Source organism: Enterovibrio calviensis DSM 14347 (assembly GCF_000621165.1).
GTDB lineage: Bacteria > Pseudomonadota > Gammaproteobacteria > Enterobacterales > Vibrionaceae > Enterovibrio > Enterovibrio calviensis.
This window is the reverse complement of record NZ_JHZA01000020.1, coordinates 60,684-80,670: the sequence shown is the minus strand read 5'-3', so window position 1 is coordinate 80,670 and position 19,987 is coordinate 60,684. Positions and strand designations below refer to the sequence as shown.

17 protein-coding genes are annotated in these 19,987 nt (G+C 48.6%); 11 read left to right on the top strand and 6 right to left on the bottom strand.

Annotated features, from left to right (window positions below; all coding sequences use genetic code 11):
• Nucleotides 1-9: 9 nt before the first annotated feature.
• A complete protein-coding gene (gene gspC / locus Q365_RS0116015) occupies nucleotides 10-927 on the bottom strand; it encodes a type II secretion system protein GspC (RefSeq protein ID WP_028024298.1) in 918 nt (305 codons plus the stop codon).
• A gap of 266 nt (nucleotides 928-1,193) precedes the next feature.
• Here gspC and hslR point away from each other — a divergent pair, with 266 nt between their 5' ends.
• From hslR to Q365_RS0115995, 4 genes are all read left to right on the top strand, one after another.
• On the top strand, nucleotides 1,194-1,604 hold the full coding sequence (gene hslR, locus Q365_RS0116010; protein ID WP_035025183.1) for a ribosome-associated heat shock protein Hsp15: 411 nt from the start codon (nucleotides 1,194-1,196) through the stop codon (nucleotides 1,602-1,604).
• Between the two features lie 18 nt (nucleotides 1,605-1,622).
• Entirely contained in the window at nucleotides 1,623-2,498 is an 876-nt protein-coding gene (gene hslO / locus Q365_RS0116005) for an Hsp33 family molecular chaperone HslO (RefSeq protein ID WP_028024296.1), read from the top strand.
• Nucleotides 2,499-2,809: 311 nt separating this feature from the next.
• Nucleotides 2,810-4,441, top strand: a complete 1,632-nt coding sequence (gene pckA, locus Q365_RS0116000) for a phosphoenolpyruvate carboxykinase (ATP) (protein ID WP_028024295.1) — start codon at nucleotides 2,810-2,812, stop codon at nucleotides 4,439-4,441.
• 169 nt (nucleotides 4,442-4,610) lie between these two features.
• The gene (locus Q365_RS0115995) at nucleotides 4,611-6,506 is read left to right on the top strand and encodes an AsmA family protein (protein ID WP_028024294.1); all 1,896 of its coding nucleotides are present in this window, start codon (nucleotides 4,611-4,613) and stop codon (nucleotides 6,504-6,506) included.
• A gap of 8 nt (nucleotides 6,507-6,514) precedes the next feature.
• On the opposite strand, the gene Q365_RS0115990 is transcribed toward Q365_RS0115995, so the two are convergent.
• The 3 genes from Q365_RS0115990 to Q365_RS0115980 are packed head-to-tail and all read right to left on the bottom strand — an operon-like array spanning nucleotide 6,515 to nucleotide 8,851.
• Complete coding sequence (locus tag Q365_RS0115990; protein ID WP_028024293.1) at nucleotides 6,515-7,462, bottom strand: bifunctional GNAT family N-acetyltransferase/hotdog fold thioesterase; 948 nt, start codon at nucleotides 7,460-7,462, stop codon at nucleotides 6,515-6,517.
• A gap of 39 nt (nucleotides 7,463-7,501) precedes the next feature.
• A complete protein-coding gene (gene dtd, locus Q365_RS0115985) occupies nucleotides 7,502-7,936 on the bottom strand; it encodes a D-aminoacyl-tRNA deacylase (RefSeq protein WP_028024292.1) in 435 nt (144 codons plus the stop codon).
• Between the two features lie 21 nt (nucleotides 7,937-7,957).
• Nucleotides 7,958-8,851: a virulence factor BrkB family protein gene (locus Q365_RS0115980; RefSeq protein ID WP_028024291.1), complete on the bottom strand. Its 894-nt coding sequence runs from the start codon at nucleotides 8,849-8,851 to the stop codon at nucleotides 7,958-7,960.
• Nucleotides 8,852-8,895: 44 nt separating this feature from the next.
• Between Q365_RS0115980 and Q365_RS0115975 the strand changes: the two genes are divergently transcribed.
• The gene (locus Q365_RS0115975) at nucleotides 8,896-9,531 is read left to right on the top strand and encodes a DUF2959 domain-containing protein (protein ID WP_028024290.1); all 636 of its coding nucleotides are present in this window, start codon (nucleotides 8,896-8,898) and stop codon (nucleotides 9,529-9,531) included.
• Between the two features lie 128 nt (nucleotides 9,532-9,659).
• Complete coding sequence (locus tag Q365_RS0115970) at nucleotides 9,660-9,908, top strand: GlsB/YeaQ/YmgE family stress response membrane protein (RefSeq protein WP_028024289.1); 249 nt, start codon at nucleotides 9,660-9,662, stop codon at nucleotides 9,906-9,908.
• Between the two features lie 141 nt (nucleotides 9,909-10,049).
• On the opposite strand, the gene typA is transcribed toward Q365_RS0115970, so the two are convergent.
• The gene (gene typA / locus Q365_RS0115965; protein ID WP_028024288.1) at nucleotides 10,050-11,873 is read right to left on the bottom strand and encodes a translational GTPase TypA; all 1,824 of its coding nucleotides are present in this window, start codon (nucleotides 11,871-11,873) and stop codon (nucleotides 10,050-10,052) included.
• Between the two features lie 574 nt (nucleotides 11,874-12,447).
• On the opposite strand from typA, the gene glnA reads away from it, so the two are divergent.
• The 5 genes from glnA to add all read left to right on the top strand — a co-directional run bounded on the left by glnA (nucleotide 12,448) and on the right by add (nucleotide 18,249).
• Nucleotides 12,448-13,857, top strand: a complete 1,410-nt coding sequence (gene glnA / locus Q365_RS0115960; RefSeq protein ID WP_028024287.1) for a glutamate--ammonia ligase — start codon at nucleotides 12,448-12,450, stop codon at nucleotides 13,855-13,857.
• A 110-nt stretch (nucleotides 13,858-13,967) separates the two neighbouring features.
• Nucleotides 13,968-14,525, top strand: a complete 558-nt coding sequence (locus Q365_RS0115955; protein ID WP_028024286.1) for a DUF4124 domain-containing protein — start codon at nucleotides 13,968-13,970, stop codon at nucleotides 14,523-14,525.
• A 145-nt stretch (nucleotides 14,526-14,670) separates the two neighbouring features.
• A complete protein-coding gene (gene glnL / locus Q365_RS0115950; protein WP_211254262.1) occupies nucleotides 14,671-15,693 on the top strand; it encodes a nitrogen regulation protein NR(II) in 1,023 nt (340 codons plus the stop codon).
• 9 nt (nucleotides 15,694-15,702) lie between these two features.
• Nucleotides 15,703-17,109, top strand: coding sequence for a nitrogen regulation protein NR(I) (gene glnG / locus Q365_RS0115945; RefSeq protein ID WP_028024284.1), 1,407 nt, complete (start codon nucleotides 15,703-15,705; stop codon nucleotides 17,107-17,109).
• Nucleotides 17,110-17,244: 135 nt separating this feature from the next.
• On the top strand, nucleotides 17,245-18,249 hold the full coding sequence (add, locus tag Q365_RS0115940) for an adenosine deaminase (RefSeq protein WP_028024283.1): 1,005 nt from the start codon (nucleotides 17,245-17,247) through the stop codon (nucleotides 18,247-18,249).
• Nucleotides 18,250-18,580: 331 nt separating this feature from the next.
• Here add and hemN read toward each other — a convergent pair whose 3' ends face one another.
• Nucleotides 18,581-19,954: an oxygen-independent coproporphyrinogen III oxidase gene (hemN, locus tag Q365_RS0115930; RefSeq protein ID WP_035025181.1), complete on the bottom strand. Its 1,374-nt coding sequence runs from the start codon at nucleotides 19,952-19,954 to the stop codon at nucleotides 18,581-18,583.
• Nucleotides 19,955-19,987: the final 33 nt, after the last annotated feature.

Below are 19,987 nucleotides of genomic sequence, written 5' to 3'. Positions count from 1 at the left end.
CAGTCTTACTTAGAGACCGATATAAATTTCGTGCAGTTCACCGCCGCGCTGAACGGTAATGCTGATTTCAGACGCATCAGACAAACTTTGCCAAATGCGATTCATCTCTGCTGGATTTGTTAAATCTGAACCATTAATTCCCACGGCAACATCACCGGGCTGTAGCCCTGCTTCTTTAAACAAGCGGCTATCACTCCCAGGACCAATGCGATAACCGATCAACCCTTCCTCTCCCTGCTCTTGAGAAAGCGTGATGTATTTCAATAGGGATTGAGGGTTGCTAAGAATTTCGGCTTTGACCTTCGTCAGGTCAGCACGTCCCGTATTTCTAGAGTTTGCAGCGGGACGCAACGCGGCAGGATTATTACGCTTAGGCTGTTGCGACGCTTTACTGTAATCCACACCCGCCAGCATTAACGCTTCATCATTGCCGTTATTACGCAAAATCACACGATCGTTCAACACTTGACGCAAAATAACGCGTGTTCCTTCAATTGCTTCACCCACACCGTATGTTTTTTGCGCGCCACGGTTTGCAATGACCGCCAAACCGCGTTCAGGTTCGGAACTGGCGACCAATCCAACAAGCGTAAGGTTTAAACGAGTACGAGGGGCGTCAACGACAGGTTCAGGTTTTTTCTTAACCGGCGCTGCTTTTTCACTGAAACGTCCGAAAAAGTGACGATTCGCTAAATCATTGAGCTGATAAGCGGGTGCTTGTTGCCCAGATTGCGTGATCACCGCCGCAGTCGATACTGTATCGACGGCAGGAGGCATGACCCAAGACCAAACTAGACGGCCCAATGTCCAAGCAAGCAAAATAATCAGCAGCCGTGTTGTCCACTTCGCCGCTTTTGCAGGGAATTCTTTCCCTAGCTGTGGTTGCACCCAATTGCTCAGGCGCTGTATCCCTAAATTCGCAGACATGTTCTTCCTGTCGTAGTACATCGCATTCCGTTGGCAGCCAGCAGATTGCCTTTTTTAGCGCCTAGGTGCAGGAATTATTAAATTGACTGTCCAATTTACCTTTTTTCCGCGCACTTGCCGATAAGTGAGAACCCATTTTTGTCTGAATGATTCCATTGCGGCTTGAAAGTTGGACGCTTGAACACCATATAAGAGCCATAATTGTGATGCTGATCGGATTACCTGATTGTGGTAAGTTTAGCCCGTCAAATGTAAAGGAGTGTTTAGTGGGTTCAAAACACGGAAATAATGACCAAGATTCACAGGTAAGGCTGGATAAATGGTTGTGGGCCGCACGCTTTTACAAAACTCGCTCCATCGCTCGAAATATGATCGATGGAGGCAAAGTACATTACAACGGCCAACGTGCCAAACCTAGTAAAGTGGTTGAAGTTGGAGCAGAAATTAAGCTCAGACTTGGCTTTGAAGAAAAAGTCGTGACGATTGAAAACGTCAGCGGCCAACGTCGCGGCGCTCCCGAAGCCCAGGCACTTTACAGTGAAACTCAGGAAAGTGTGGCACGCAGAGAAGCGCGAACGTTAGAGCGCAAACTTCATGCTCACAACCCAAGCCCCGAACGTCGCCCTGACAAAAAGCAGCGGCGCGATATTATCAAATTTAGAAACAGTAACGATTAACGCCGGAGAAGTTATCCCATGGCACAAGATAGTCTGCACCGTTACTTGTTCGATGGCGTGTCAGTACGCGGCGAACTGGTTCAACTTTCAGAAACGTATCAACAACTAACGGGTGGAAAAGACTACCCTGCACCGGTTAAGCAAATGCTTGGTGAGCTATTGGTTGCGACCAGCCTGCTCACGGCAACCTTGAAATTTGAAGGTAGCATCACGGTGCAAATCCAAGGTGAAGGCCCTGTGTCTCTGGTTGTGGTCAATGGTAATCACAACCAAGTCATGCGTGGCACTTCGCGCTGGCAGGACGAACTGCCTGAATCAGCAACGTTCAAAGAGCTGGTAGGCAAAGGCCAAATGGTCATCACCATTGAGCCAGAGAAAGGCGAACGCTACCAAGGTATTGTTGCGCTAGAAGCCGACACGCTGGAAGCCTGCTTGGAAGATTACTTCGCACGTTCAGAGCAGCTGAAGACCCGCCTATGGCTTCGTACTGGCGAATTTGAAGGACAAGCAAGAGCGGCAGGTATGTTGCTGCAAATCCTTCCTGGCGATGAAAGCAAAGAAGAAGAGTTTGACCACCTAGCGCAACTGACAGACACAGTGAAAAGCGAAGAGCTGTTCAGCTTGGAAGCACAAGACGTGTTATATCGTCTTTACCACCAAGAAGAAGTGAAAGTCTACGAGCCAGAAAGTGTCAGCTTCAAGTGCACGTGCTCACGTGAACGCAGTGCCTCAGCCATTGCCGCTATCGAGCGCCAAGAAGTTGAACAAATGGTTGCTGAAAGCGGAAACATCAAGCTTCACTGTGATTACTGTGGTGCAGACTATGAGTTTGATAGTGTTGATATTTCAGCCATTTTCGACCAAACCAACCCATCATCTGGCACAGTGCATTAATATTTTTCTCCGATAATTAACGGACTGAAAATAAAAAAAAACCGGCTTATTAGCCGGTTTTTTTTTATTTTTTTGCCAAATTCCCAATAAAAATACGCCCTTCTCTAACCTCTTAATTTTGTACAAATATTAACCAGTTCAATGTGGCGCAAGTACGCAACATGACGGTAATATAAATAGTACAAACTGATTAATTGTATTTTATAACCTTAAGAAGTTTGTGGTTATTATTTGAATTAACTCTCTGAATTGACTAATTCAGCTTGCTAGCATGGACGACAGTTACTTTACATCTTACCCAAGGAGCACCTATGACTGTCATGAACGTCGAAAAAAAGGTTGCACACAATATCGACTTGTCGAAACACGGCATTTTCGATGTTGAAGAAGTTGTTCGTAACCCTACCTACGAACAATTGTTTGTTGAAGAAACTAAACCGGAACTGAAAGGATATGAGAAAGGCACCGTCACTGAACTCGGAGCAGTGGCAGTCGATACTGGTATCTTTACAGGCCGTTCCCCGAAAGACAAATTCATCGTAAAAGATGACACCACGAAAGACACCCTATGGTGGTCCGATCAAGGCGCGAACGACAACAAGCCTATCGAACAACACGTATGGGATGATCTTAAAGAATTAGTGACACAGCAACTGTCAGGCAAGCGTCTGTTTGTCATTGATGGTTACTGTGGCGCAAACCCAGACACCCGTCTTAATATCCGTGTGATCACAGAAGTGGCTTGGCAAGCTCACTTCGTCAAAAACATGTTTATCCGCCCAACAGAAGAAGAGCTGGAAAACTTCGAACCTGATTTTGTCGTCATGAATGGGGCAAAATGCGTTAATGAGAAGTGGCAGGAGCACGGTCTGAATTCCGAAAACTTCACCGTCTTTAACCTGACGGAACGCATGCAACTCATTGGCGGTACATGGTACGGCGGCGAGATGAAGAAAGGCATGTTCGCCATGATGAACTACTTCCTTCCTCTGCAAAATATCGCATCTATGCACTGCTCTGCCAACAAAGGGACGGATGGTGACGTTGCCATCTTCTTTGGCTTATCCGGAACAGGAAAAACCACCCTGTCTACCGATCCTAAACGTGAACTCATCGGTGATGACGAGCACGGCTGGGATGACAACGGTGTCTTCAACTTTGAAGGTGGCTGCTACGCAAAAACCATCAAGTTGTCGAAAGAAGCAGAGCCCGATATCTACAATGCCATCCGCCGCGATGCGCTGCTAGAAAACGTCACTGTTCGTGGTGATGGCTCGATCGACTTTGATGACGGGTCAAAAACTGAAAACACCCGTGTTTCTTATCCGATCTATCACATCGAAAACATCGTCAAGCCCGTATCAAAAGGGGGTCACGCCAACAAAGTGATCTTCTTGTCTGCGGACGCATTCGGCGTATTACCTCCGGTGTCTAAACTGACTCCAGAGCAAACCAAGTACCACTTCCTGTCTGGCTTTACCGCTAAACTGGCAGGCACTGAACGTGGAATTACAGAGCCAACACCAACGTTCTCTGCGTGTTTTGGTAAAGCGTTCCTAACGCTGCATCCAACGCAATACGCGGAAGTGCTTGTTAAGCGCATGGAAGCCGTCGGTGCAGAAGCCTATCTGGTTAACACTGGCTGGAATGGCACAGGCAAACGTATCTCTATCAAAGATACACGAGGCATTATCGATGCGATCCTTGATGGTTCAATTGAGCATGCAGACACCAAAGACATTCCAATCTTTAACCTGACGGTTCCAACCAACCTACCAGGCGTCGATCCAAGCATTTTGGATCCACGAGATACCTACGTTGACCCATTGCAGTGGGAAAGCAAGGCGGAAGACTTGGCGAAGCGTTTCATCAACAACTTTGTTGAATACACCGACAACGCTGAAGGTAAAGCGCTGGTTAAAGCCGGCCCACAACTCGACTAAATCTGCACACCGATCATAGCCCCCAACATTGGGGGCTTTGTTTTTCTCAATCCCGCTTCACGTCATCTTTTATTACCGCTTGAATAACGTCACTTTTTGCGCCAACCTCAACACATCTGCGGTGTATCCCTATCTTCCGCGCGCTTAACCAAAGAGAGAACTTCGCCAAATGCGTTTGATCATCAAGCTGTTTGCTTCATTGCTGATCGTGTTTGTGGTGACATTAGCAACCAGTTTGATTGTACTCAGTACCAACTTTGGGCTGCCTATGCTGAAACAGGCGGTGAGGATCATTACGCCCTATCAGTTGAATGCCGAGTCACTCGATTACTCAGTGTTAACGCCATTTTCTGTGGCACTGTCTGCACCAAGACTGACTCACGATGCCGACCCCGCGAAGAATCGTTCCGCCGAATTTATCTCTTTCCGCTTTGCGCCTCTGTCATCACTGCTTGGTGAATGGGCATTTGCCAGTGTGGTTGTTCGCGGTGTCGATCTGGACAAATCCGTCAAACATACATGGCCAGCATCGCTTTCCATCCGCCACTTTGCCTTAGATGACGTTAGTTATCACAGTGACACCCTTTCGTTTGACCACGCAGACATCCAATTGTCAGATTGGAAAAACAGTTCAGCGACGTGGGGGGATTGGCAGGGGAAATTCCAGTTATCGTCTCCCAACATCAAGTTTGAAGGCCAAGTACTCACCCATGTCTTACTCGACAGCGAATACCGAGATGACGTTTGGGAGATATGGGGATTGTCACTCAACAGTGGCTTCGGCAATGTCACTGGCAGTGCCACCTTGCACCCTGGTCGCCATTGGACGGTCCATCAACTGACCTTATCAGATGCCCGCATTGAACCATCCAAACAGCTGCAGCGTCTCTCTGGGCAATGGGAAACCTTTAGCCAAGGCAACGATATTCACATTAAGCGACTGGATTTATTGAACGTGAGTGCAGCCTTAGAGGAGATAACGGTAGAACACCTGAATTTCTCTGCGCAATCCGTTCACCTAAAAAGAGGCGAGCTAGTGTGGGCACCCAATGCGGCTTCTTCTCTTTTGTCGTTCAACGCCAGTTTGTTCAATGTCGAACAATGGCTGCTGACTGATTTACTCGCTGAGTTGTCCTTATCTCCCAAACGCGTTGATGTCAGCGCATTTTCTGCCAAAGTGAATGATGAAGGCTTTGTGTCTTTTTCAGGGGAGATGGACGCATCATCACTGGCCCTTGAGACGCTGATCGCCAATGGCCTAGATATCGAAATCGACACAGAAGATGTTGGCCTGTTTCGCCATGAGTGGGAAAAATTTGATACGGTTTCTATCGATCAGTTATCCGTAAAACATACCAATATCGTTCTGCCCGACCCCGCGCTTCCTTTGCAAATCATCAGACTCAACCTGCGTGGTCGAGACGTGGTTCTTCGCCAAGATGCACAAGATGGAATGTGGCAAGGTTCGCTCACCGCCAGTGCGGCGGCCGCGAGTATCAATCGCATCCCTGTCTCTGCGCCCTACGCCAACATGCGAGTGGAAGAAGATGGGGAGTGGCACTTAGATCCGCTCAGCCTCAATTTCCCGCAAGGCCAACTGTCAGCAAAAGCTCAAATCCAACTCCAAAGCCCGAGCCGTCCATGGACAACCACGATCAGTGGTCTTCGCATTCCGAACTCGCTTTACCAGCATTGGTTAGGTGCGCCATTGCCTTTGCTTGGCGAGCATGATGTCGATATTCAGTTATCTGGGCTCGCCGCTAACAAAGACAGCTTCGCGTATAGTTTGAGTGGCAAAGTGATCGCAACGCCCCACCAAACGCAACTGGCCACTCAACCCGATCAGTCTCTCGCCCAAAGTTTGTTGACTCTGTTCGTACCACAGAAACACAGTGAACCTGCGGTTTCGATACCCTTGAAAGTCGGAGAGGTGAAGATAGTCGCAGACAGAGGCCGCATTGCTTTAACACCAGTTAGTGTAGAAGCAACGACGGAGGCGGCATCTCTATCAGGAAATTGGGATTTGGTGACAAAAGAAGGAGCGTTAACGAATCAGACTCGTTAAGCGGTCAACTAACCAAACAGCAAGGTTTGGTTTTGCATGTCATCGGCCGCACTTTGATTGGCTTCCGGCATTAACACAAAAGTGCCCGTGAATGTGCCGGCTTCTTCCTCACCACTGAATAGCGTCACTTCCAGCTTTACACGCGCTCGGCGTCCATTAGCGAGACGATCTAAGTCGCCACTTAGACTGTCTAAAGACACAGCAGCACGGGGACGCTCTGTGATCGGTTTACGATAGCGAATATGGCTGTCGGCCAAAACAATGCTCGCAGAAAGCTGTCGCTCTTTCATCAGCAGCCATACCATGCCCCACCCAGCCAATGTCGCCATACTGAATACGCTGCCAGCAAACATGGAATCGTGCGGGTTAAGGTTGGCATTCAGCAACGCTGATACTTCAAAGCGATAGCCGGAGAACTGAGTAATCCGAACGCCCATTTTGTCACTGATCGGAATTTGCTGCTGCCAGCGTTGCTGAAGTTCATGGCACCATTCCGGTCGACGAACAACATCCGACATGGGATCTAGCAGCTTCAGCATTTGTTGGTGCTGCACGGGACCGCGCTCTTCGCTCAATTCTCCTTGGTTGATAAAGCCATTGGTGCTGTAAAAGCCAATCGCATCTTCACGGGCATTACACACCAAACGCTTCGCACCTTCTTGGCGCGCTAATGACTCTAGTGCCATCAATACCAACGCCCCTAACCCTCGGCTGCGATATTGTGGTGCAACGGCCATATAGCGAATCTGACCGTCATTATCAGAACTAATATAAAGTCGCCCAATGGCGATAGGTTCACCTTTTGCGTCGACAATCATGCGATGATGCGCACCCACATCGTACGCATCTCGCTCCGACCCTTCAGGTTGACGCCAAGGCTCACGGAGCATCCTCCAACGAAAGTGGAAATAGGCGTTTAGCTCGCTTTCCTTCGTTGGTGTGATTAATCGAAACATGCTCGCTCCTTTCCTTGTGAACCCAATAACTGACTAGTGTTAGGCTTGCAACCAAAACGTGACAGGCCCGTCATTGGTTAGGCTAACTTTCATGTCAGCCGCAAATATGCCGTTTTCTGTTTGTACGCCGGTATCTCGGCAGTATTGAGAGAACAGTTGATACAATCTGTCTGCCTCTGCAGGTGGCGCCCCATTAAAACTAGGACGCATTCCTTTTTTCGTATCGGCGGCGAGCGTAAATTGCGACACCACCAGCACCTGACCACCTGCTTGCTGAACATTAAGGTTCATTTTGCCTTCATCGTCAGCAAAAATTCGATAGCCCAATACTTTTTCATGTAAGCGATGTGCTTTCTTGTCGTCATCGCCTTTTTCAACACCCAACAGTACCAGCAAACCTTTGCCAATAGCCCCTACCACTTGGCCATCAACAACCACATTCGCTTCACTGACTCGCTGGATTAGCGCAATCATATCAGTTCCTTTCTTATCGTCTTAACTATCAGTAATTTGATTTTGTTCTGGTTTCGATTCAACGAACCACATCGCACGCTCGCCTAATGACGCCGTTATTTCAGCGCCTAACAGCACAATACACCAACTGAGATACACCCAAACAAATAGCAGTGGCACCACGGCTAACGCGCCGTAAATGAGTTCATATGAAGGGAAATTCGTCGCATAAAAGGCAAAGCCTTTTTTACTAAATTCGAACAGCACACTGGCCGACATGGCACCGACTAATGCATGACTCACACGGATTCGGCAGTTCGGCACTAAGGTGTATAGCCCCCAAAAAGCGAGTGCGGTTAGCAAAAAGGGTAAACCGCGAAGTAGTGTCGGTGCCCACATTTCACTGCCTTCAAGATCAAGCAAGTTCAATGAGCCAAGGTAAGAACTGACACCAATGCTGCTGCCAACCAACACAGGGCCTAAGGTTAGCACCATCCAATATATGGAGAACGACACCACAGCAGCCCGCTTATGTTTCACGCGCCAGATGTAATTTAAGCTCTTATCGATGGCTGAAATAAGCATCAAGGCCACCACGAACAGGAAAGCGACGCCGACGGCGGTCATCTTGCCAGCATTGGCGACAAATTGATTGAGGTACTGTTCAAGTGCATCACTCGATGCGGGAACAAAGTTATGCAACACGAAGGTGCGTATCTCATCACCCGCTTCGGCAAAACTGGGAAAAATGGATAATGCTGAGAGCACAACCGTGATCAATGGCACTAATGACAACAAAGTCACGTAAGCCATGTAACCTGCGCTGACCGTGAGGCGGTCATGAACAATACGGCGAACAAGATGCCGTAAAAATGCGAATAAAATCTGCCCTATCCTGGGCATTAAATGCTTGAGTCGTTCCATTCCTTCAACCATAGTCTCTTGTAAAGAAGGTTTATCATAACGTAAAGGAGTATACCGTGCGTCTTCTCTCTACCCTGTTTCTGGTTTTCACGCTGGTCGGTTGCCAGTCCGCTTATTACGCCACCATGGAGCAGGTTGGTATTCACAAGCGTGACATTATGGCTGATCGTGTCGAAGCGGCATCTGAAGCACAGCAGGAGGCCAGTGACCAATTCACCAGCGCGCTTGAAGCGCTCACTGAGCTGACCCAATTCGATGGTGGTGAACTTGAAGCCATGTACAACACCATCAACGATCAGTATGAAGAAAGCGAAACCGCTGTCGACAACGTTCGAGATCGCATCCAAGGCGTCGAAGACGTGTCTGATGCGCTATTCGACGAATGGCAAGAAGAGTTAGACCTCTATTCCAGCGCCAATCTCCGCCGTGAAAGCGAGCGCAAACTCAACGCCACCAAGCAAAGTTATCGACAAATGCTCTCTGCCATGAAAAAAGCAGAAGGCAAGATGACACCAGTGCTCGACACATTGCGTGATAACACCCTGTATCTTAAACATAATCTTAATGCGGCGGCTATTGGTGCTCTGAAAGGCGAATTTTCAGGTTTAGAACAAGAAATTAACCGTGCAATCAAAGATATGCAGCTTGCTATCGATGAGTCTGAACGCTTCCTGACTACCTTGAAGAACTAAATTAGCTTTCGATGTTTCTCATACATGAAACACCTTGAGTGAGACAATTTCCCTTATCGTTTGCGCAGGCAAATTTCTGCCTGCATTCAACGGTATGAAAACCGTCTCTCAACATGGAGGAGAAACAAATGGGCATTATTTCATGGATCATTCTCGGGCTACTCGCTGGTATTTTGGCGAAGTGGATTATGCCAGGGAAAGACGGTGGTGGTTTTATTATGACCACGCTGCTAGGTATCGCGGGTGCGGTCGTGGGTGGCTGGGTCAGTTCACTGCTTGGCATTGGTACTGCGGGCGGTCTAAGCCTAGGTAGCATTGTGATGGCAACCGTTGGCGCACTGATCTTGTTGTTCCTATACAACCGATTCGCCAAGTAAGCCATCCACTCCATCGCTGTTTCTTGCGTCATATGGCGTTGATAAACTCGGGGAATAAATCGTTAGACACAAAAAAGCCTCCAATATGGAGGCTTTTTTATTCGCTACCGTTTCACGATAGCGTTAGCGTTGGTAAATGAATTACCCGCGGCTTGCGCGTTTACGCTCGTTCTCAGTAAGAAGTTTCTTACGGATACGGATGCTTTCTGGTGTTACTTCTACCAATTCATCGTCATCGATGAATTCTAGTGCTTGCTCAAGCGTGTACTTGATAGCAGGTGAAAGTGTTTGAGCTTCGTCAGTACCAGATGCACGAACGTTGGTCAGCTGCTTGCCTTTCAGACAGTTAACAGTCAGGTCGTTAGAACGGTTATGGATACCGATAACTTGACCTTCGTAAACTTCATCTGCGTGTTCAGCAAACAAACGGCCACGCTCTTGCAGGTTAAACAGTGCGTAAGTCAGTGCTTTACCTGTTGCGTTAGAAATCAATACGCCATTTTTACGCATACCGATAACGCCAGCTTTCATTGGACCGTAGTGATCAAACGTGTGGTAAATCAAACCAGAACCTGACGTCAACGTCATGAACTCAGTTTGGAAACCGATAAGACCGCGTGAAGGCATGACGAAGTCCATGCGAACACGGCCTTTGCCATCTGGAGACATGTCAGTCAGTTCGCCTTTACGAAGACCGATTTTCTCCATTACGCCGCCTTGGTTTTCTTCCAATACGTCGATGGTCACAGTTTCAAACGGTTCTTGTTTCTCGCCGTCTACGTCTTTGATGATAACTTCTGGGCGAGATACCGCCAGCTCGAAGCCTTCACGACGCATGTTTTCGATCAGGATAGACAGGTGAAGTTCACCACGGCCTGATACGCGGAAACGATCCGGGTTGTCGGTTTCTTCAACGCGCAATGCAACGTTGTGTACCAATTCTTTTTGCAGACGCTCAAGGATGTTACGTGAAGTTACGTACTTACCTTCTTTACCTGCGAAAGGAGAGGTGTTCACCTGGAACGTCATGGTTACTGTAGGTTCGTCAACTGACAAAGGTGGCAACGCTTCAACCGCGTTCACATCACAGATGGTGTCAGAGATTTTCATCTCACCAAGACCTGTGATTGCAACGATGTTACCAGCGTGTGCTTGATCGATGTCGTGACGCTCAAGACCAAGGTAACCTAGTACTGTACCGACTTTACCGTTACGGGTTTTGCCGTCAGCACCAATGATGGTGACCTGTTGGTTAGGCTTAACCGAACCACGGGTTACACGGCCTACACCGATAACACCAACGTATGAGCTGTAGTCCAACTGAGAGATTTGCATCTGCAGTGAACCGTCAGAATCAACTTCTGGCGCAGAAACGTTATCAACGATAGCTTGGAACAGTGGTTCCATGTTCTCGCCAGTTTCGCCTTCTTCCAAGGTTGCCCAGCCGTTTAGTGCTGATGCGTAAACCACTTGGAAGTCAAGTTGTTCATCGGTTGCGCCAAGGTTGTCGAACAGGTCAAATACCTGATCCATAACCCAATCAGGACGAGCGCCTGGACGGTCAATTTTGTTGATAACAACAATAGGCTTCAAACCGTGACCGAACGCTTTTTGCGTTACGAAACGGGTTTGTGGCATTGGGCCATCCACGGCATCAACGATCAGAAGAACAGAGTCAACCATCGACATGATACGCTCAACTTCACCACCGAAATCGGCGTGTCCTGGAGTATCGACGATGTTGATACGGTAGTCATTCCAGTTAATAGCGGTGTTCTTCGCCAGAATGGTAATGCCACGCTCTTTCTCGATGTCGTTCGAGTCCATGACGCGTTCTTCGTGCTCGCCACGTGTTTCTAGGGTGCCAGACTGCTGAAGCAGCTTATCAACCAGCGTAGTTTTGCCGTGGTCAACGTGCGCGATGATCGCGATATTTCTTAGTTTATCTAACTGTAAGGTAGACATGGGTACTCTTTCACTCAAAAAAGATGTGCCGCCAAAGGCAACTAGCAAACCTGCTAGGAGCACTCACCGCCACTTGATTAAAATCCGGTCGTAATTTAACAGATTTTTACTCAAAACCCACCAACAATGTGACTCAGGATCAATTTATATTCAATTCACCTTATTCATGACACACATTTAGGTGAATAAAAAAGCAGCTCAATCCCTTATTTTCCCCAGATAACGGGTGATTTTTGCGCCACAACCGCTAAACCCTCTATATTTCGATCGAGTTCACAGCTCCAACATTGCGTGTTCATTCCACGGTATCAGTGATTGACAAGGCCTTCTTCGCACTGCTGAATGATTCAATTGGTTATGCAATCCCTTCCATGCACCATAATGGTGCGGACGCGCACCAAAGTTGATCGCGGCACTGCCCGTTTTCAACGCAAACTCGCCTAATTACAGGCATTAACGGGAATTTTAAACTTGGCACGCTTTTCGCTTAAGTGTGCTCAGACCAACTTTTTGGTTGAGCGCATTAAAGCAGCTTTACCAATTTAGAGAACAATGACACCGGAGGTTTATTCACATGTCAGTAGAAAACGTACTCGCCTTAATCCAAGAGCACGAAGTGAAATTTGTTGATCTGCGCTTCACCGATACCAAAGGTAAAGAGCAACACATCTCAATCCCAGCTCACCAAGTTGATGCAGACTTCTTTGAAGACGGCAAAATGTTCGATGGCTCTTCAGTTGCAGGCTGGAAAGGCATTAACGAATCAGACATGGTGATGATGCCTGACGCGTCTACTGCAGTGTTGGATCCGTTCACAGAAGACAGCACACTGAACATTCGTTGTGACATTCTTGAGCCAGCAACCATGCAAGGCTATGACCGCGACCCTCGCTCTATCGCGAAGCGTGCGGAAGAATACATGCGTTCAACTGGCATTGCAGACACGGTACTTGTCGGTCCTGAGCCAGAGTTCTTCTTGTTTGACGACGTGAAGTTCGCAACTAACATGTCAGGTTCTTTCTTCAAGATTGATGACGTAGAAGCAGCATGGAACTCAGGTTCTGATTTCGAAGGCGGTAACAAAGGTCACCGTCCAGGCGTAAAAGGCGGTTACTTCCCAGTCGCTCCTGTTGATTCATCACAAGACATCCGTTCAGCGATGTGTCTAGTTATGGAAGAGATGGGTCTGGTTGTTGAAGCACACCACCACGAAGTAGCGACTGCGGGTCAGAATGAAATCGCAACGCGTTTCAACACGTTAACGTCAAAAGCTGATGAAATCCAAATCTACAAGTACGTTGTTCACAACGTAGCACATGCATTTGGTAAAACAGCAACCTTCATGCCTAAGCCACTTGTTGGTGATAACGGTTCTGGTATGCACGTTCACCAATCACTAGCAAAAGACGGTCAGAACCTGTTTGCGGGTGACAAGTACGGCGGCCTTTCAGAAATGGCGCTTTACTACATTGGCGGTATCATCAAGCACGCACGTGCAATCAACGCATTTGCTAACCCAGCGACTAACTCGTACAAGCGTCTTGTACCAGGCTTTGAAGCACCTGTTATGCTTGCATACTCTGCACGTAACCGTTCTGCTTCTATCCGTATCCCAGTGGTACCAAGCCCGAAAGCACGTCGTATCGAAGCTCGCTTCCCAGATCCAGCAGCAAACCCATACTTGGCGTTTGCATCATTGCTGATGGCTGGTCTTGACGGTATTAAGAACAAGATCCACCCTGGCGATGCAATGGACAAAGACTTGTACGACCTACCGGCTGAAGAAGCGGCAGAGATCCCACAAGTTGCTGAGTCTCTACAACAAGCACTTCAAGCACTTAGCGATGATCGCGAGTTCTTGACTGCTGGCGGTGTATTCTCTGATGACTTTATCGATTCTTACATCGGTCTTAAGTCTCAGGACGTTGAGAAAGTCAACATGACCACGCACCCATTGGAATTCGAACTGTACTACTCAGTGTAATAAATCGAGTTTCATATCAAATCAAAGGGTTCGCTCACAAGCGAGCCCTTTTTCTATTGTCTCTCTGATACTTAGGCGCAGAATATCCTTTTACGCTTAGGGCTCACATCATGCGTCGACTCTGTCTCCTGCTCCTTCTTGGTGCACTTTCAAATACGGCTCATAGTGATGAGTATTACCGTTGGGTCGATGAAAACGGCACGCTGCACCTCAGTGATGCTAAACCCGAGTTCAGTATTGAACTAGGGGTCGAAGTGGATGTGCTCACTCAACCCAAATCTAATCGTATCGAGACCCCCGACACACCACCTGCACCACCAACTCCTTCCGAACCCGAGACACCAGCCGTTGCTTCTCACGTTGAACTCTTGTCGCCAAGCGACGAAGCCACCCTTAGAGATAACCAAGGCAACATTCATATTGAGATGTCCACGGATTTGCCACTCGGCAGCAACCAACGCGTTCGTGCTGTCATCGATGGAAAACCACAGAAATCACAACGCAGCTTAGCGCTAGCACTGAATAACGTTGATCGCGGCAGTCACACCATCAAGGTGCAGCTATTAGAAGGTGGCAAGGTTATTGCAAACTCATCTTCAATAACTGTGTTCCTGCATCGGGCAATTCAACGAAAAGCCCCGTCAAAAGGGAAGCCAACCCCTAGATAGCGCATTCAGGGTCACCATGTGTAAGCAATTGAGCGCAAAGCACGTTTTCATCGCTGCACAACCATGCACAATCAAGTAAACTTGATTGCACCATAACGGTGCAGCCAAATAGGAAGGTGATGTGGCCACTCTGACCGAAACTGTAATGGATAACCTGATCACGGCAATCTTGGTGCTCGATAGCGACCTCGTCGTCACGTATGCCAATCCTGCCGCGGAGCAGCTTTTGTGCCTAAGTGCACGCCGATTACGCGAACACCCTCTCTCGGATGTTATTCAGCACTGCTCCATTGATTTGGCGCATGTGAAAGAGACGTTAGCCAATGGACAAGGGCTGACTGACAGTGATGTCACTTTGGTGGTCGATGGACACCAAAGAAAAGTTGAACTGAGTGCCAGCCCGCTGATGTGGCAACGCAGCCCATCCATGTTGCTTGAAATTAAAGCGATAGGTCACCAGCAGCAGATCAGCAAAGAGCTGCAACAACAAGCGCAACAGCAAGCCGCTAAAGAGTTAGTACGCGGGCTTGCCCACGAAATCAAAAACCCACTCGGAGGGCTTCGCGGCGCGGCGCAACTGCTGGAAAAAATGCTGCCAGACCCTAGCCTTGGCGAATATACCCGCATCATCATTGAGCAAGCTGACCGTTTAAGAAACTTGGTAGATCGCCTACTTGGCCCACAACGACCGGGGCATCGCCAACAAGAAAATATTCACGTGGTGTTGGAAAAAGTGCGCCTGCTGGTAGAACTCGGCAATACCGACGTCGACATCATTCGAGATTACGACCCAAGCTTGCCTGATATCGATATGGATCCAGAGCAAATGGAGCAAGCGGTGCTGAACGTAGTCAGCAATGCCGCACAGATATTGGCAGACACCGCCAATGCTGAGATCACGGTGCGTACTCGCACTGAGCATCAAGTCGTGATTGGCGGTAAACGCCACCGTCTCGCGGCTCGCATTGACATATCAGACAACGGTCCCGGTATTGCCCCTGAACTTCAAGACACCTTGTTCTATCCCATGGTGTCAGGCCGACCGGGTGGCACAGGATTAGGTTTGTCTATTACGCGGAATCTTATCGATCAGCACAAAGGCAAAATCTACGTCAACAGTTGGCCAGGACACACCACCTTCACCATTTTGTTACCAATTCGACGCTAAGGGGAGAACATGAGCAAAGGACTAATCTGGGTCGTTGACGACGACAGCTCTATCCGCTGGGTGTTAGAACGCACATTGAACGCTGCTGGTATGGCGTGTGAAACATTTGCCGATGCCGATAGCGTATTAGATGGCCTTAATCGAGAAGTACCGGACGTCTTGGTCTCGGACATTCGTATGCCGGGTACGGACGGCTTTACGCTTTTGAATCGTCTGCAAGACGAATATCCCACCCTGCCTGTCATTATCATGACAGCGCACTCCGATCTCGATGCCGCAGTTAGCGCCTACCAAAAAGGGGCGTTTGAATACCTGCCAAAACCGTTCGACATTGACGAAGCGGTCGCCTTAGTTGAGCGCGCGGTATCCCACAGCCAAGAACAAAAACGCCAGCGCTCGCCTAAAGAATCAATGGAAGCGGCTCCTGAAATCATCGGTGAAGCGCCTTCCATGCAAGAAGTGTTTCGCGCGATTGGCCGTTTATCCCGTTCTTCCATTTCCGTATTAATCAATGGTGAGTCGGGAACAGGTAAAGAACTCGTCGCGCATGCGTTGCACCGTCATAGCCCACGTTCAAGCAACTCGTTTATTGCACTGAACATGGCAGCCATTCCAAAGGATTTGATCGAATCAGAACTGTTTGGCCACGAAAAAGGCGCATTCACCGGTGCGAACAGTGTGCGCCAAGGTCGCTTCGAGCAAGCCAACGGTGGCACCTTGTTTCTGGATGAAATTGGCGACATGCCGTTAGACATTCAAACCCGTCTGTTGCGCGTATTGGCTGATGGTCAGTTTTATCGCGTGGGTGGACATCAAGCCATCAAGGTAGACGTACGCATCATCGCTGCTACGCACCAGCACTTAGAGCGACTGGTGGCAGAAGGCAGTTTCCGTGAAGATTTATTTCACCGTCTTAACGTTATACGAGTTCATCTTCCAGCACTGCGAGAGCGCCGTCAGGACATTGGACAATTAGCCAAACACTTCCTAAAACGTGCCTCTGACGAGCTAGATATCGAGGTGAAGTCGCTTCATTCGACCACCCTAGATCTGATTTCTGGCCTGCCTTGGCCGGGTAACGTCAGACAACTGGAAAACATTTGTCGCTGGTTAACGGTGATGGGCAGTGGCAAAGAGATTCTGCCTGAAGATTTACCGCCCGAATTAATGCAGCCTGAGGTTAACGCCGCTGGCGGTGACGTCGACTCTTGGCAACAAGCACTGTCCCAATGGGCACGCTCTTCACTTGTTCAAGGGGATGACAATCTATTGCGAGAAGCCCTGCCTGAGTTCGAGCGTATCTTATTGCGTGAAGCCCTGAATCATACTCGGGGCCATAAACAAGAAGCCGCCAAACTGCTTGGTTGGGGCCGAAATACCTTAACACGCAAACTCAAAGAGTTGCAGATGCCTTAGCTCAGCCTGAATTTCAACAGTTTTGGTTAACAATGATAACAAAACCGCCTCATTGGCGGTTTATGTTTATTTGCCATACTGACGAGCTACTCGATAGCTCGTATAATTGCCAAAAGTTGATTTAAGGATATTCAGATGATCGCAACCCACCTTCCTTTGACGGATCTTCACCGTCACCTTGATGGCAACATTCGCATTAACACAATCTTGGAGCTGGGTCAGAAGTTCGGCATGACACTGCCTGCCGACACTGTCGATGCACTGCGTCCGCATGTTCAAGTGATGTCCAACGAACCTGATCTGGTTGGCTTCTTATCGAAACTAGACTGGGGCGTCGCAGTCCTTGGCGATCTCGACGCAGTTCGCCGTGTGGCTTACGAAAACGTAGAAGATGCACTCAATGCACGCATTGATTACGCGGAACTGCGCTTCTCCCCTTACTACATGGCGATGAAACATGGCCTGCCAATCCAAGCCGTGGTTGAAGCCGTGATCGATGGTGTACAAGCCGGCAGCCGTGATTTTGGTGTAAAAACCAACCTGATCGGCATCATGAGCCGCACCTTTGGTGTGGAAGCGTGCATGCAAGAGCTTGATGCGTTGCTGGCACTGAAGCAGCACCTAGTGGCAATTGACTTAGCAGGCGACGAACTCGGCCAACCGGGACATCAATTCAATGACCACTTCGCTAAAGTGCGTCAAGCCAACCTCAATGTGACTGTGCACGCAGGTGAAGCAGCGGGTGCTGAAAGCATGTGGCAAGCCATTAACGAGCTTGGCGCAACTCGCATTGGTCATGGCGTGAAAGCCATTCAAGACCCAAGCTTGATGGATTACCTTGCGAAACATCGCATTGGTATCGAATCTGCACTGACATCAAACGTGCAAACCAGTACCGTTGAGAGCTTTGCGAGCCACCCAGTCAAAGCTTTCCTCGACCATGGTATCTTGGCTTCGCTTAATACCGATGACCCTGCGGTATCTGGTATTGAGCTACCTTACGAGTACGAAGTGGCTGCCCCACAGGCAGGTCTAACGCAGGAACAGATCACCTTGCTACAACAAAATGGCCTTGAGATAGCCTACTTGTCTGACAGCGAGAAAGCGGAACTCAAAGCAAAAGCGTTGGCTCGCGGTTAAACACCCAAACCCGCTAATTGTGAAATTTAAAAACACCAGCAAAAGCTGGTGTTTTTTTGTTCACAAGTCACGTACAATGCCGCCGAATTTTCGCACTATGGCGGCGACAACGCCTTGGTCATCACACGCAGTAAGAGACGTATAATGTTCGATGCACTGTTCACCCTAAATGAAATGGCAGCAGCCGGTCCAGGTCAACTGGCAGCCGCAGCCCTTGCTGTTGTCTTGGCGATATTTAGCCTCAGCAGCGGCGCATAAGCGCTAACGCCAGATACCAAAAAAGCCGCTACTGCGGCTTTTTTCAGTTTTACGCTCAACAACTTCTCAGTGATTAGATCACACGAGAAAACTGTTGCTGTCTTGCTCGGTCACGCAAGTAAGTGTCAAAGCACATGCAAATATTGCGGATCAACAAACGTCCTTTCAACGTTACTTCAATGTGGCTATCGTCCACAATCACCAGCTCGTCATCAATAAAGCACTTGAGCAACGCCAAATCTTCGGCAAAGTACTCATTAAAGACAACACTGTAATCACGCTCAATCGCTTTCTTGTCTAACGAGAAATTACAGATCAGGGATTTAATCACTTCTCTACGCAACAAATCGTTGCTATCGAGCATCACACCTTTCCACAGCGCATGACGTTTCTCATCGACCTGAGCGTAGTACTTCTTCAGCTCTTTTTGGTTTTGAGCATAGCAATCACCAATCATGGAAATCGCTGACACGCCCAAGCCCAACAAATCACAATCGCCTTGCGTGGTATAACCTTGGAAATTGCGGTGCAAAATACCTTCACGTTGCGCCATTGCCAACTCATCGTCAGGCAATGCAAAGTGGTCCATACCAATGAACTGGTAGCCCGCCCCCGTCAATGTGCCAATGGTTTGCTCAAGCATACCAAGGCGCTCTTGTGGTGATGGCAAATCAGCATCTTTGATTTTGCGCTGTGCGGCAAACAAGCTCGGCAAGTGTGCATAGTTGAAGACGGACAGTCGACCCGGCTTCATTTCTAGCACTTGCGCGAGCGTTTTTGCGAACGACGCACCATTTTGGTGCGGAAGGCCGTAAATCAAATCAAGGTTTGTAGAACGGAAGCCAAGCGCCTTCGCACGCACTACTAACGCCTTGATGAAATCTTCATCTTGCTCGCGGTTAACCGCTTTCTGGACGTCTTTATCGAAGTCCTGCACGCCAATACTCAGACGGTTAAACCCTTCAGCACGAAGGTGGTCAAGCATGTCGAGTTCAATCTCGCGTGGATCTACCTCAATACTGATTTCCGCATCTTTGCTTAAGCGGAATTCTTGACGAAGCAAACCCATCAGTCGGGATATTTGAGGCTTGGTTAAGAAAGTGGGTGTACCGCCGCCCCAGTGCAACTGAGTCACATTGCGATCGCCTAGCATGTAGGCACGCTGGCGGATCTCTAGCTCAAGCGAATCTAGGTATTCATCGGCTTTGTGCGCATGGCGAGTAATCACCTTGTTACAACCACAGTAGTAACAAAGGGTGTGACAGAACGGAATATGTACATACAAAGACAAGTTACGCTCAGGATACTGCGCACACGCCATATCAAATTCCGCATCAGTGAACACTTCGTGAAATTCTAATGCCGTCGGATAAGAGGTATAACGAGGCCCTGAGTAGTTATACTTCTCAATAAGCGCCTGATCCCAAATGATTTGCTGTGTAGACATTTGCGTTCCCGCCAAAAATGAACAACCGGAAAG